This is a genomic window from Streptomyces sp. NPDC037288 (genome assembly GCF_055603265.1).
This window is the reverse complement of record NZ_JBVJVY010000039.1, coordinates 17,207-30,630: the sequence shown is the minus strand read 5'-3', so window position 1 is coordinate 30,630 and position 13,424 is coordinate 17,207. Positions and strand designations below refer to the sequence as shown.

Here is a 13,424-nt window from a genome sequence, read left to right as displayed (position 1 = left end):
CGGCCCGAGGGCGGGTCAAGGGGTGACGCGGTACGAGCCCCGGGTCAGGCCCACCGGATTGCCCGGTGGCAGCAGGCCCGAGCTCTCCACCCTGGCGGCCAGCGGGTCCAGCAGCTCGGCCAGCCGTGCGGTGCGCTCGCTGCCGAGCGAGGTCCACGGTCCTTCGGCCGCTGCGTCCGTGAGCGCCTCCACCTCCGCGCGTGCGGCCGCCCCGGCCATGGTGAGCGAGCCGTCGGCGGCGAGCAGCCCGCGCTCGCGCAGCCGAGTCCCGGCCGCCTCCCAGTCCGACCGCTCCCACTTGCGTGTCTCCCGCAGCAGCGCCCCGTCGGACTCACCGGCCGCCGCCTTGAGCACCATGGCCTCGACCGGCCCCAGATCCTGACTCACCAGTACCGCGACATGCGAGTCGCCCCGGTGCTCGCGCAGGGTCGTCAGGCCCTGCCACAGCCGTGCGGTGGGGCGGTCCGGGCGCTCCAGCGCCTGATTCGCGGCGGCCAGCACCCGGCCCGCGGTGTCCGCCGCGGCGGCGGCCTCCCAGGCGAGGTCGGCGGCCTCGGTGAACTCGGCCGAGCCCACGGCGTCCGCTCCGAACAGGCCCGTCATCACCGTGTCCAGGGCATCCTGACGGGCGGCCAGCACGTCCCCGGGAGTCGCGTACGCCCAGGCGTCCGGCAGTGCCCGGGTCACCCGGGCCGGGTGGAAGACGTAGAAACAGCTCGTCACGACGGACGGGGGAACGGCGCCGAGCGGTGCGGCACGCAGCGCGAAGTACCCCATCCAGTACCCCCGCATCCCGAGCGCGTCCGCCGCCCGGCGCACCTCCGGCGCGAAGTACACGAGATCGTGCACCGGCTCGTACCGCTCCCACAGTTCCCGCGCCATCCCGTCCGCCACCGCTGTCTCCCACCGCGTCGACGTTCCGTGCTGCCGGTACCAGCCTGCGTTATGACGGCAGTCATAACAAGAGGGGCTGGGTGCCCCGAGCGCCGTTCGGCCCTCGAAGGCACCGATTCGCCCGGACGAGGGGTACGCCGAGTGGCAAAAGTGGGGCAGACGGGTGGCGCGGTGACCCGGCTGGGCGGCTCGGATGGTGGGAGTCGGGGCGCTCACTGACGGTGGTTCATGTCGAGGCCGGGTCTATCCAGCTGATGAGGTATCCGCTGCCCGACCACGGCGGAAGGACATCACTATGCGTTCTGCCCGCATGATTCTGGCGACGGCTGCCGCCACCGCAGCCCTCGCCTTCGCCGCGCCCGGCGCCGCGTTCGCGGCTCCCGCGGGTGACGACGGAGGCCGCGACGGCTCCTCCCACAGCCAGGGGCGCGACCACGACTCCGGCGACGACCACGGCGGTGACCGTGGCGACGACTCGGGCCGCGACCACGACAATGATCAAGGCGACGACCACGACAAGGGCCGCGGACACGACGAGCCGCGCGGCGGAATGCACACGGGTGGCGGAGCGCTCGCCATGGTGCAGGGCGACGACTGGGGCTCGGACTCGGACTCGGGGCGCGACGACAGCCGGTTCGACCCCGACAGCTACCGGGACGGGGGCAAGGGCGGCAGCCGGGACAGCGGTCGCGGCGGTGACGAGCGAGGCGACGACCACGAGAAGCCGCACGGCGGTATGCACACCGGCGGCGGCGCGCTTGCCACTCCGAGTGTCACCGCGGGCGGTCTGGCCGTACTGGGCGTGGGTGCCGCCGGCATGTACACGCTGCGCCGCAAGAAGGCCGGCCAGCCGGCGTCCTGACCTGGCGACTCGTGACCAGAGGCTGCGGCCGCCGCCGACGCGCCCACCGCGTCGGCGGCCCGCCCGCCCCGGCGACCGGTTCCGCTGCCGGCACGCCGGCGCACCGTGCCCCTGCACGTCCCGCCGGTCACCCCAGGACATGTACGCGCCCGCGTCCGCGCCCTGTACGCCCCCGCCTTGCATGCGCAGCGGGTGCCCCGTGAGCGTTCTTCCCCGCGCGTCGGCCACCCGCGTACCGCCCCCGCACATCCCGCCCCTCACCCCGGAGCTCCGTACGCCAACGCCCCTGAACGTCCCTCTCCCCGCGCCGCGCCGTGCGCTCCGGCGCCCCTGTTCTGATCCCCGTGCTGCCGTGCCCGAGTGAGGTGGTGTCCGATGGCAGCAGATTCCTCCTCTTCGACTCCCGCGGAACCGCCCGCGGACGGACAGAGTTCGGGCCGCGGCGGGCGGCTGACGCTGTGGGGCGCGGCGATCGCGATCCTCGCCGTCACCATGTTCGGCGGACACCACGGCTCGGACGACACGTCGCACGCGTCCCGTGCCGCGGGCGCGAGCGCCGCCGCGCAGGCCGATCCGCAGCACGCCGGCCAGGCGCTGGCCCGCTCCGCGCCGGTCCGTCTGGTCATCCCGAAGATCTCCGTGGACGCCCCCTTCACCACCCTGGACATCGATGCCTCCGGCCAGCTCGAGCCCCCACCGGCGGGCGACACCAACCTCGTGGGCTGGTACGCCAAGGGTGTCTCGCCCGGCGAGAGGGGCACCGCCGTGATCGCGGGGCACGTCGACACGACGACCTCCGCGGCCGTCTTCGCCGGCCTGGACGATCTGCAGCGCGGTGACCGTTTCACCGTGCAGCGTGCCGACGGGAGCGACGCCGAGTTCGTCGTGGACAGCGCCGAGACCTTCGCCAAGGACGCCTTCCCCAGCAAGCGGGTCTACGCCGACGCCCAGCGCCCCGAGGTCCGGCTGATCACCTGCGCGGGGGACTACGACCACGAGGTGCGGGACTACACCGACAACCTCGTCGTCTTCGCCCACCTGGTGTGAACCGGCCTTGCGGTCAGGCGGCGCAGGGGGCGAAGGGGCCGCCCGGCGCGAACGCCAGCGCCGCGAACCGTTCACCGATCCGGCGGTGCGCGGCTGCGTCCGGGTGGAGGCCGTCGGGCAGCGGCATTTCGGCGAAGTCGGCCGCGCCGTACAGGTCACGGCCGTCCAGGTAGTGCAGACGGGGGTCCTCGGCGGACCGCTCGCGCACGATCCGGGCCAGCTCCTCCCGGATGACTGCCAGGGTGAGTTTCCCACTCGCCGTCTCCGCCGGGTCCCCGGCCGCCCGGAACCGCAGCCGCCCCTCGCTCAGGGCGGAGAAGTCCGGGAGGCTGGGGCCCGGAGTGTCCTCGTGCAAGGGGCACAGGATCGGCGAGACGACGAGCAGCGGGGTGTCCGGGTGGCCGTCGCGCACGGTGTCGAGGAAGCCGTGGACGGCGGGGCCGAACGCGCGCCGCCGCATCAGGTCGGTGTTGACGATGTTGATGCCGAGCTTGACGCTGATCAGGTCGGCGGGCGTGTCGCGCAGGGTGCGCGCGGTGAACGGGTCGAGCAGGGCGCTGCCGCCCAGCCCCAGATTGATCAGTTCCGCCCCGCCGAGGGACGCGGCGAGCGCGGGCCAGGTGGTGGTCGGGCTCGCGGCGTCCGAGCCGTGACTGATGGAACTGCCGTGGTGCAGCCACACCTTGCCGACCCGGTCCGCTACGGGTTCGACGGGCGCGTCGGTGCGCAGAGCGACGAGTTCGGTCGTCTCGTTGTGCGGCAGCCAGATCTCCACGACCTTGGCGGCGTCGGGCAGCCCGGTGAAGCGCACGGTGCCGACGGGGCCCGGCCGGTGTTCGGCGGTCCCGGCGGCCATGTCGATCGTGAGCGTGCTGCCGCCGGCGACCCGGCCGCTGCCGGCCGGGAGTCCGTCGACGAGCAGGTCGTACACGCCGTCCGGGCGAGGCGGCGCGCCGACGTAGATCCGCTTGGTTGGCAGGGTGTCCAGCTCGACGGTGGTCGCGTGGGTCCGGAAGACCAGCCGCACGCCGGAGGGCTGGGACTCCGCCATGGCCAGCTGCGGATCGGCGCACTGCGCGCGGGCGCGGGCCGGCAACCGGTGCGGCAGCAGACCGTGGGCGGTGCGTTCCAGATCGAGGGCGCCGCGTACGAGATCGGCGGTCAGGGGCGTGGTGTGCATCATCTGGGCGTGTTTCCAGAGGTCAGGGGGCGGGCCAGTTGCGCAGCAGGGAGTCGAGGGCGTCCACGATCCGCGTCCACGACTCCTGGGAGTCGGGCGCGCTGTGGCTGAATCCGCCGGCCAGCTCCAGGCTGACGTAGCCGTGGAAGACGCTGCCCAGGAGGCGGACCGCGTGGGTCTGGTCGGGCTCGGTCAGGTCGTACCCGCGCAGGATGGCCCGGGTCAGCTGCGCGTGCCGTGCCCCGGCGCTAGCGGCGGCCGTCTCAGGGTCCAGCGGGTGCCGGGCGGCGGTGTAGCGGCCGGGGTGTGCGCGGGCGTAGTCGCGGTATACGTCCGCGAAGGCGCCGAGGGCGTCCTTGCCGGACCGGCCGGCCAGAGCGTCGGCGGCGCGGTCGGCCAGTTCCTCCAGGGCGAGCAGCGCGATACGCGTCTTCAGGTCCTGGGAGTTCTTCAGGTGCGAGTAGAGGCTCGCGACCTTGACGTCGAACCGCCGGGCCAGCGCCGACACGGTCACCTGGTCGAAGCCGACCTCGTCGGCGAGTTGCGCGCCCGCCCGGACGAGTCGCTCGGTGGTCAGGCCCGCGCGCACCATGGTGTCTCCCCTCTACCGAAAGCCATTATGAGATTCCCTAAAGCTTTTAGGCAAATGGCGGCGTCAATTACTCGGCGGACCCGGGCCGCGGCCCTATGCGGGCGGGGCCGGCCCGGTGCTCCCTGGTGCTGGCCGGTGACGACGAAGTACGGGGTCGGCGCGCAGCCGCCTTCGACATCGCGCTGCTCGACCTCTTCTGGACGGCGATGGCGGGCTACGCGCACGCCGTGGCGATCGGCCGCGCGGAGGGTGTCACCGCCGGGGAACTGGCACCCTTCGCCCAGGGCATCGGCGCGATCCTGCCGCCGCTCTTCGCCGAGTTCGCGCAGGACGCCGACGACGGCACCTACTCCGGGGCGATCAATCCCCTCACCTCGGCCGCGTCGACCATGGCCCACGTCGTGGCCGTCTCCGAGAACCACGGTATCGACGCGGGCGTAATGCGCGCCGTGGAAGGCATGGCCCGGCGCACCATCGGCCTCGGCCACGGCACGGACGGCTTCATCCGGGTCGCGGAGGTGCTGGGCCGCCGCTGACCCGGACAGGCCCGCTCACAAGCGGTGCCCCGAGCTCGGCGGACCTGCGACTTGTGCCGGACGCGGCACAGTGCGACGCTTCGGTCCGCCGGCCGCGACCACGGCCGGCGGTGGCTGTGAGCAGTGGTTTTCCCCGGGAGGCGGACGATCTCCCGGGGCCGTGGACGGAACGGGGAGTGGAGCGATGGAGCTGGAGCTGCGGCACCTGCGGGTGCTGTGCGCGATCGCCGACGCGGGAAGCGTGGGCCGGGCCGCGACACAGCTCGGCTACTCGCAGCCCGCCGTCAGCACCCAGCTGCGGCGCATCGAGCGCCACCTTGGTGAACCGCTCTTCGAGCGCGGCGCGAGCGGGGTACGGCCGACCCGCTACGGTGCCGAGGTCGTCGCCCAGGCCCGCGACGTACTGGCCCGCGCCGACGCCATCGGCCACCGTCCGGCCGCCGCGCGAGCCCGCCGTACCCTGCGCGTGGCGGCGACCAACTCGCCCATCCTGTCCGGCACGGTCTCCCGCGTCCGCACCCGGCTGCCGGAACTGTCCCTCGCGGTCACCAGCGTCTACGCCTCCTCGCGGATCGTCGAGCTGCTGGAGGACGGCGCGGTGGACGCGGCCATCGCCGCCGACTATCCGGGCATGGAACTGCGCCACTCCGGCGCGGTGCGGCATCGCGGGATCGTCACCGAACCCACGTTCGTGGCCCTGCCCTCCCGGCACCGGCTGCGCCAGTGCGCCCAGGTGCAGCTCGCCGATCTGGCCGAGGACGCGTGGTTCGTGACCCCGGACGACGGCGCCGGCTGGCCCGGGGTGTTCTACGACGCCTGCGCGGCGGCCGGGTTCACCCCGGTCACCGTCCATGAGTTCCTCGGCGACCAGACCCAGCTGCAGAGCATGATCGCCGACGGCCTCGGGGTGTCGCTCGTGCAGCCGACGCTGCGGCCGATCCCGCACGTCGTGGTCAAGCCGCTGGTCGGCTCCCCGCTGTGGTGCCGTTATGTGCTGGCCTGGCGGCCCGACACCGTCACCGAGGAGGTCGTGGAGGCGCTGGCCCAGTCCGCCACGGCCGCCTACGGCGACCTCGTCGCCCAGGCACCCCACCTGCGGGCCTGGGCCACGAGGACGTGGAGCGCCGCCGGCGCCTAGCCGCCCGCCGGATCCGTGCGGGAGCGCGGGCGCGCTGCGTCAAAGGCGCGCCGTGATGTTATGAGCGGGTAGTGGCATGTGCTATGTCACACGGCATTGTTGAGCCGGGCAGCCGCTGAGACAGTGCCTCACACGCCTCAACACCCCACCGAGGCGCATTCCTTCGTGGAGGAACCCCAGATGCGCTATCGCTTCGCGCTGCCCAGACGCATGCCCGGCCGCAGGCACCCCCGTACGGGGGGACGCATGGCCGGCGCCGCCGCCGTCTGCGTCATCGTGACCGGTCTGCTGGCCACGCCCGCGTCGGCGGCACCGCAGCCGCACACCGCTGCCGCCACCGCTCCCCACGGGCACACGTCCCTGCCGTCGCCGGCCGGCGCGACCACCGCCGTCACCGAGCACTCGGCGAGTCAGGCCCGACGGCTCAGCCCGGCCCAACTCCCGCCCCTGCAGCCCCTCACGGGCAAGCCGGCCCGCAAGGCGGCGACGGCGGCCTCCTGCACCCCGGGCGACTTCGGCGGCCGTTCCGGCTCCGCCCTCGTCGCCTTCGTGAAGGCCTCGTCGACGGACTGCGTCAACACCCTCTTCTCGGTGACCGGCAGAGACGCGCACGACGTCTTCCGCCAGTCGCAGATGCTCAGCGTGGCAGCCGCGTACACCCGCACGGCCGGGAAGTACCGGGGGGACAACTCCGGCGGCCTGGAGCAACTGGTCCTCTTCCTGCGGGCCGGCTACTACGTGCAGTTCAACCACTCCGGGGACGTGGGCCCGTACAGCGCCGGCCTCACCAAGGCCGTCACGGCCGGCCTGGACGCCTTCTTCGCCCGGTCCCACTCGCGCGATGTGACCGCGGTGAACGGCGACATCCTCGGCGAGACGGTCATCCTCACCGACAGCGCCGACCAGCAGGGCCGCTACCTGTCCGTCTACCGGCGGCTGCTGAACGCCTACGACAGCTCGTACGACTCCGTCGACAGCATGATCAGGGCCGTCAACGACGTCTACACCCCGCTGTGGCGCGGCAACTGGAACCCGGAGTACGTGAAGGCGGTCGAGTCCGACCCGCGCGTCATCGACACCCTGTACGACTTCGCGCTCGCCAACACCGACCAGCTCGGCACCGATCTGGCCTTCCTGGACTCCAACGCCGGGATGAACCTGGCCCGTTACGTCGAGCACCCCGAACTCCATGACACCGTCCGCCCCTTGACCAAGGACGTCCTGGACCGGACCGCGATCACCGGCCCGACGGCCGGGCTCTGGGTCGCCGTCGCCACGCAGGCCAACTCCTACGACGGCGCCAACTGCGCCTACTACGACGTCTGCGACCTGCCGGGCAAGCTGACGAAGGCCGTCCTGCCCGTCAGCCGCCACTGCGACGCCGACGTCACCATCCTCGCCCAGTCGCTGACCGCCGCGGACCTCGACGCCGCCTGCGCGAGTGTGCTAAACCAGAGCGCCTACTTCCGCGGTGTGGTGAAGGCGGGCGGAGCGATACCCGGCCAGTACGTCTCCACCATCCAGCTCGTGGTCTTCGCCAGCCGGGCCGACTACCAGACCTATGCCGGCCCGATCTACGGCATCAGCACCGACAACGGCGGTATGACCCTGGACGGCAACCCGTCCGACCCGGCCAACCACGTCACGTCGATCATGTACCAGAAGCCCTCCGACGACGGTTTCACCGCCCGGATCTGGAACCTCAACCACGAGTACACGCACTTCCTCGACGGCCGCGACGACATGAAGGGCGCCTTCGACCAGCAGATCTCGGTACCGGACGTGTGGTGGATCGAGGGCCTCGCCGAGTACGTGTCCTACAGCTACCGGGGCATCGGCGACGACCAGGCGGTCCAGGAGGCGGCCAAGCACACGTACAAGCTGAGCACCCTCTTCGAAAACACCTACGACAACAGCGACGTGACCCGCACCTACCCGTGGGGCTACCTCGCCGTGCGCTACATGGCCGAGCACCACCCCGACGACCTCCAGAGCATGCTCTCCCGCTTCCGCGTCGGTGACTACGCCGGCGGATACGCCGTCTACCACGACGGCATCGGCACCCGCTACGACGCCGACTTCGACCAGTGGCTCACCGCGTGTGCCGCGGGCGCCTGCGCGGGTCCGGCGAAGGCCTGATCGCACGCGCCCCAGCAGGACGGCCGCCGACCGGAACCCGGTCGGCGGCCGACGCCGTGCGCAAGGACCCGTCAGACGGCCGTCGCCGGGTACGTCGGGTACTCCACGCCCGAGACGTGCTGCACGACCCGGACGACCTGGCAGGAGTAGCCGAACTCGTTGTCGTACCAGAGGTAGAGGATGGCGTTGTCGCCGTCGACCTTGAGGGCGCCGGCGTCCACGATCGAGGCGTGGCGCGAGCCGATGAAGTCGCTGGAGACCGCGTCGGGCGCCGTGATGAAGTCGATCTGACGCTTGAGCGGCGAGGTCAGCGACACCTCGCGGAGGTAGTCGTGGACCTCCTCGCGGGTGGTCTCACGGGCCAGCTGCAGGTTGAGGATCGCGATCGAGACGTCCGGCACGGGGACGCGGATCGAGCTGCCGCTGATCTTCGCCTTCAGGTCCGGCAGGGCCTTGGCGACGGCGGAGGCGGCACCGGTCTCGGTGATCACCATGTTGAGCGGCGCGGAGCGGCCACGGCGCTCGGACTTGTGGTAATTGTCCAGCAGGTTCTGGTCGTTGGTGAACGAGTGGACGGTCTCCACGTGGCCGCGCAGCACGCCGTACTCGTCGTCCATCGCCTTCAGCGGCGGCACGATCGCGTTGGTGGTGCAGGAGGCGCAGGACAGGATCTGCTCGTCCGGCTTGATGGTGTCGTGGTTGACGCCGTGCACGATGTTCGGGACGTCGCCCTTGCCCGGCGCGGTCAGGACGACCTTCTCGATGCCGGGGCGCAGGTGCTTGGACAGGCCCTCGCGGTCGCGCCACTTGCCGGTGTTGTCGATGAGGATGGCGTCCCGGATGCCGTACTCGGTGTAGTCCACGTGCGACGGGTCGTCGGCGTAGATCACCTTGATCTCGTTGCCGTTGGCGACGATCGTGCTGCGGTCCTCGTCCACGGTGATGGTGCCCTGGAACTGGCCGTGGATGGAGTCGCGGCGCAGCAGCGAGGCGCGCTTGACGATGTCCTGGGCGCCACCGCCGCGGACCACGATCGCCCGCAGGCGCAGGCCGTTGCCGGACCCGGCCTTCTCGATCAGCAGGCGGGCCACGAGCCGGCCGATGCGGCCGAAGCCGTACAGGACGACGTCGCGCGGCTCACGGCGCTCGATCTTGCCCGCACCGGTGGCGCCGGCGACGGCCTCGGCGGTGAACTCCTCCACGCTCAGGCCGCGGTCGTCGGCCTTGTAGGTGGTGGCCAGCATGCCCAGGTCGATCTGGGAGGGCCCGAGGTCCAGGGCCGTCAGGGCCTGCAGGAACGGCATGGTGTCGGTGACCGACAGCTCCGCGCCGGCGATCTGCCGTGCGAAACGGTGCGTCTTGAGGATGCTGACCACCGACTTGTTCACCAGGGAGCGGCTGTGCAGCAGGACGGTCACGTCCCGCTCGCGGTGCAGCTTCCCGATGAGCGGGATCATCGCCTCCGCGATCTCCTCGCGGATCTTCCAGTTGGTGAACGAGTCGTCGTTGACAGTCACGGGTCCATCTTTCGAGCTAGGCAGCGCTCATATGGTAACCGCACCCCTCAGGTGCTCCCTTCGGGGGTGGTGAGGTAAGGGATTTGCACCGATTCCTTGACCAATTCCTGAATCGGGGTGGAAGTGCGTAAGAAACCCGGGTCGTGATTTGCACGTCTTACCTGGCGTGCCCAAGGTCAACAGAGTGAGCACCTCTTCCGTACCCCGGCCGCCCGAGCCGGCCGCCCCTTCCGGTCCCCTCCGCCTCCCCGGCCTGCCCGGGATCGCCCGGCGCGGGAGCCCCGAGGGCGCGCTGCCGGCCCTGGCCCTGTTCGTGGCCGTCCGGCTCGCCGGGGTCCTCGCGGTGATACTCACGAACGCGCTCCGGGGGCACCCGCTGCTTCGCGCCCTGGCCCACTCTTGGGACTCCCGCTGGTACCTGCACATCGCGGCCCACGGCTACGGCCACAAGATCTGGATCACCCCGCAGGGCGCCGTCCAGAGCGACTGGGCGTTCTTCCCGCTGTATCCGGGGCTCATCAGGGCGCTGACCACGGTGCTGCCGTTCACCCCCGGCCAGGCCGCGCTGCTCATCGCCTGGGCCGCCGCGGGCGTGGCGGCGTACGGCGTGTACGTCATCGGCCACCACCTCTACGGCCGCGGGGTGGCCACCGCGCTCGTCGCCCTGTGGGCCGCCCTGCCGCACTCCGTCGAACTGACCATCGCCTACACCGAGTCGCTGTTCGCCGCGCTCGCGATCTGGTCCCTGTACTGCGTGCTGAAGGGCCGCTGGCTGTGGGCCGGGGCGCTGGCCGCGCTGGCTGGACTGTCCCGGCCGAGCGGTTTCGCGATCGCCGTGGCCGTCTCCCTCGCCGCCGGGTGCGAGGCGCTGCGGCAGCGCGGCCGGGTGCCGGTGAGCCTGTGGGCCGGTGCCGTACTGGCCCCGCTGGGCTGGCTCGGCTACGTGCTGTGGGTGGGCAGCCGGATAGGAGACGTGCTCGGCGGCTACTTCAAGGTGCAGAGCGCCTGGGACTCCCGCTTCGACTTCGGAGTCGGATCGGCGCGTTTCGTGAAGGCCCTGATGCTGCACGGCGGGGGCGTCGTCTACCCGGCGGCCCTGGTGATCGTCGCGATCGGCGTGCTGCTGTTCGCGCTGCTGTGCCTGGAACGTGCCCCGCTGGTCCTGGTGGTCTTCGCCGGGGTCCTGATCCTGCTGGTAATCGGCGGCTCCGGCTCCTTCTCCTCCAAGCCGCGGTTCCTGCTGCCCGCCTTCCCGCTCCTCATCCCCATGGCCCGGGCCCTGGCCCGCAGTTGGCGGCTGCGGCCGGCCCACGCCGTGGTCGTCTACGGCGCCCTGACCGTCGTGTCCCTGTTGTTCGGCGCCTATGTGACGGTCGTGGCCCGCTCCCCGCTGTGAGTCACCGCCGGCTCGTCACACGGGCTGCCGCTCCGCCCGCGCGGGCGTACGCCGCCCAGGGCGGCGAGTGCCGAAGCCACCGGCAGGCGCCGACCCAGACCGGCGAGCGGTAGCCGAACCCGCCGTCGATCGCGGCGCCGCCCAGGGCCGGACCCGGGGCGGCGCCGACGTTCAGCGCCGACGTTCAGCGCCGACGTCGCGAACGCGCCCGCGTGGTGCTGGGCGGTGTCGCCCTCGTCGCCTCCGGGCTCTTCCTCTCCCACCACTACCTCGGCCTCGGCATGGGCGGCATGGAGCGGGTCGCCGTGTTGCCGATCCTGGTGTGGGCGGCCGCCGCGGGCCCGCACGGTCTGATCCGCGGGGGCGCCGTGCGAACGCCGTGAATCGGGGTAGGCGGGGGGACGCCCGAGGAAAGGATCGTCATGACGACCTACGTGATCAGCGTTCCCGGCACCTTCACCGCGGATGTCGGGAGCGACACCCGCAGCCGCCTGGCCACGGCGCTCAGGCCCGCCGACCCGCACGGCACCCGGATGGGCAACGCCGAGGACCTCGACGTGCTCCGCGTCAACGAGGACAACACCTTCACGCTCCGCCTGACCGTCGAGGCGGACACCGGCCCGCACGCCGAGGAGGAGGCCCGCCGGCTCGCCGGTTCCGCCCTGCGGGACGCGGGACTGGACGACCGGAGCGCACCCCTGGGACCCGCCGTGATCACCGGGATCGACTCCGAGGTGCGCTGAGCGGGAGCCGTACCGCGGCCCGCTCGTAGGGCGAGATCTTCCGATACAGGTAAAATCTAGGCGTTTGCCGAACATGCAGGCGGCCGGTCAGGGAAGGCCACCGCCCCGCCGGAAGTGATCGATGCCCCGCAAGCGCCCCATGGACGAAGGCGACGAGCTGCTGGCCAGGCTCGGCTCGCTCACCGCCCAGGCACGGGAGCGCGCGGAGCTGCAGCGCACCCAGGTCGAGCTGGCCATCGCCCTGCAGCGCGGCATGCTCCCCCGGGACCTGCCCACCGCACCGGGCCTGCATCTCGCCGTCCGTTACACACCGGCCAACCTCGGTCTGAACGTGGGCGGCGACTGGTACGACGCCTTCACCCTGCCCGACGGCCGGATCGGGCTGTCCATCGGCGACGTCCAGGGGCACAACATCGAGGCCGCCGCCTTCATGGGCCAGGTGCGGGCCGGGCTGCGGGCCCTCGCCTCCGTCACCGGCGAGCCGGGCGAACTCCTCGCCCGCACCAACGACCTGCTGGTCTCGCTGGGCAGCGAACTGTTCGCCACCTGCACCTTCATGCGCCTCGACCCGGCCACCGGAGTGCTGGAGTGCGCACGGGCCGGCCACATCCCGTTCGTCTGGGCCACGGCGGACGGCAAGTCCGGCGTCGTCGACGAGGAGGGAGGACCGCCGCTCGGCATCGACAGGGGCATGGAGTTCCCGGTGAGCCGGCACCGGCTCACCACCGGCGGCGTGTTCGTGCTGCTCACCGACGGCGTGGTCGAGGGCCCCTCGCTGACCGTCGAGGACGGCCTCGACCAGGTGGTGCGCCTCGCCGGTATCGCCGCCGTCGCCGGCCTGGAGGCTAACGCGCTGGCCGCCGCCGTGATCAAGGGCGCCGAGAGCGTGGGGCACGAGGACGACGCGGCCGTCCTCGTCGTCGGCCTGGACGGAATCCACGCATGACCCACCTGGCCGCCGGGCCACCGCGAGAAACGGCCCCGTGGCCGGGCGCTGACCGCGCTGGCGGCCCTGAGAAGCGGTGCGGGGCCCGGCGTTGTGCCGACTCGGCTGCCGCGAGGAAGGCCCTGGGTCCGGCGTTGACGCGTATCGGTCGGCCTGGTCAGGGCGGTCCTGGGAGATGCGCCGTCCCCATGGGCCGGCTGTCGTGAGGGCGGTTGCGCATGCCGCGCTGACCGTGGCCGGCCGCGCTGCCCGTACCGGCCGGCCTAGCGAGAACGGCCCCGGGGCCGGCGCTGACCCCAGCAGCCGGCCCTCGCCGGGACGGGCCCCGGTCCCACGCCGACCGGGGCGGTCAGCCGCCGCTCGGGCCGGGCGGGGATTCAGCCATAGAGCCGGACGGCACCGGCTCTCGCCTCGCCGACCCGGGGCCGCCGGTG

The 13,424-nt window shown here is 72.3% G+C and carries 12 protein-coding genes and 1 pseudogene; 9 read left to right on the top strand and 4 right to left on the bottom strand.

The window, feature by feature from the left end; all coding sequences use genetic code 11:
- Positions 1–15 precede the first annotated feature (15 nt).
- Entirely contained in the window at positions 16–894 is an 879-nt protein-coding gene (locus ACZ7GZ_RS32950) for an SCO6745 family protein (RefSeq protein ID WP_471029833.1), read from the bottom strand.
- Positions 895–1,189: 295 nt separating this feature from the next.
- Here ACZ7GZ_RS32950 and ACZ7GZ_RS32945 point away from each other — a divergent pair, with 295 nt between their 5' ends.
- Both ACZ7GZ_RS32945 and ACZ7GZ_RS32940 read left to right on the top strand, forming a co-directional pair.
- A complete protein-coding gene (locus ACZ7GZ_RS32945) occupies positions 1,190–1,756 on the top strand; it encodes a hypothetical protein (protein WP_471029830.1) in 567 nt (188 codons plus the stop codon).
- A gap of 375 nt (positions 1,757–2,131) precedes the next feature.
- Positions 2,132–2,803 (top strand): class F sortase, encoded by a 672-nt coding sequence (locus tag ACZ7GZ_RS32940; RefSeq protein ID WP_471029828.1) that lies wholly within the window; start codon positions 2,132–2,134, stop codon positions 2,801–2,803.
- A 13-nt stretch (positions 2,804–2,816) separates the two neighbouring features.
- On the opposite strand, the gene ACZ7GZ_RS32935 is transcribed toward ACZ7GZ_RS32940, so the two are convergent.
- Both ACZ7GZ_RS32935 and ACZ7GZ_RS32930 read right to left on the bottom strand, forming a co-directional pair.
- On the bottom strand, positions 2,817–3,983 hold the full coding sequence (locus tag ACZ7GZ_RS32935; RefSeq protein ID WP_471029905.1) for a GDSL-type esterase/lipase family protein: 1,167 nt from the start codon (positions 3,981–3,983) through the stop codon (positions 2,817–2,819).
- A gap of 22 nt (positions 3,984–4,005) precedes the next feature.
- Entirely contained in the window at positions 4,006–4,575 is a 570-nt protein-coding gene (locus tag ACZ7GZ_RS32930; RefSeq protein ID WP_471029825.1) for a TetR/AcrR family transcriptional regulator, read from the bottom strand.
- A gap of 158 nt (positions 4,576–4,733) precedes the next feature.
- Between ACZ7GZ_RS32930 and ACZ7GZ_RS32925 the strand changes: the two are divergent.
- The 3 genes and pseudogenes from ACZ7GZ_RS32925 to ACZ7GZ_RS32915 form a co-directional block, all read left to right on the top strand.
- A pseudogene (locus ACZ7GZ_RS32925) lies at positions 4,734–5,111 on the top strand (imine reductase family protein); the annotation flags it as partial.
- 184 nt (positions 5,112–5,295) lie between these two features.
- The gene (locus ACZ7GZ_RS32920) at positions 5,296–6,249 is read left to right on the top strand and encodes a LysR family transcriptional regulator (protein ID WP_471029823.1); all 954 of its coding nucleotides are present in this window, start codon (positions 5,296–5,298) and stop codon (positions 6,247–6,249) included.
- A gap of 180 nt (positions 6,250–6,429) precedes the next feature.
- Positions 6,430–8,388, top strand: coding sequence for a collagenase (locus ACZ7GZ_RS32915; RefSeq protein ID WP_471029820.1), 1,959 nt, complete (start codon positions 6,430–6,432; stop codon positions 8,386–8,388).
- Between the two features lie 71 nt (positions 8,389–8,459).
- On the opposite strand, the gene ACZ7GZ_RS32910 is transcribed toward ACZ7GZ_RS32915, so the two are convergent.
- Positions 8,460–9,905 carry a glyceraldehyde-3-phosphate dehydrogenase gene (locus ACZ7GZ_RS32910; protein ID WP_471029818.1) on the bottom strand — a complete coding sequence of 482 codons (1,446 nt, stop codon included), beginning with the start codon at positions 9,903–9,905 and terminating at the stop codon, positions 8,460–8,462.
- 184 nt (positions 9,906–10,089) lie between these two features.
- On the opposite strand from ACZ7GZ_RS32910, the gene ACZ7GZ_RS32905 reads away from it, so the two are divergent.
- The 4 genes from ACZ7GZ_RS32905 (at position 10,090) to ACZ7GZ_RS32890 (ending at position 12,990) form a co-directional block, all read left to right on the top strand.
- The gene (locus ACZ7GZ_RS32905) at positions 10,090–11,301 is read left to right on the top strand and encodes a hypothetical protein (protein ID WP_471029816.1); all 1,212 of its coding nucleotides are present in this window, start codon (positions 10,090–10,092) and stop codon (positions 11,299–11,301) included.
- A 212-nt stretch (positions 11,302–11,513) separates the two neighbouring features.
- Positions 11,514–11,684, top strand: coding sequence for a hypothetical protein (locus ACZ7GZ_RS32900; RefSeq protein WP_471029813.1), 171 nt, complete (start codon positions 11,514–11,516; stop codon positions 11,682–11,684).
- 39 nt (positions 11,685–11,723) lie between these two features.
- Positions 11,724–12,044 (top strand): hypothetical protein, encoded by a 321-nt coding sequence (locus ACZ7GZ_RS32895; RefSeq protein ID WP_471029812.1) that lies wholly within the window; start codon positions 11,724–11,726, stop codon positions 12,042–12,044.
- Positions 12,045–12,165: 121 nt separating this feature from the next.
- Positions 12,166–12,990 carry a PP2C family protein-serine/threonine phosphatase gene (locus ACZ7GZ_RS32890; RefSeq protein WP_471029810.1) on the top strand — a complete coding sequence of 275 codons (825 nt, stop codon included), beginning with the start codon at positions 12,166–12,168 and terminating at the stop codon, positions 12,988–12,990.
- The last annotated feature ends 434 nt before the right edge of the window (positions 12,991–13,424 follow it).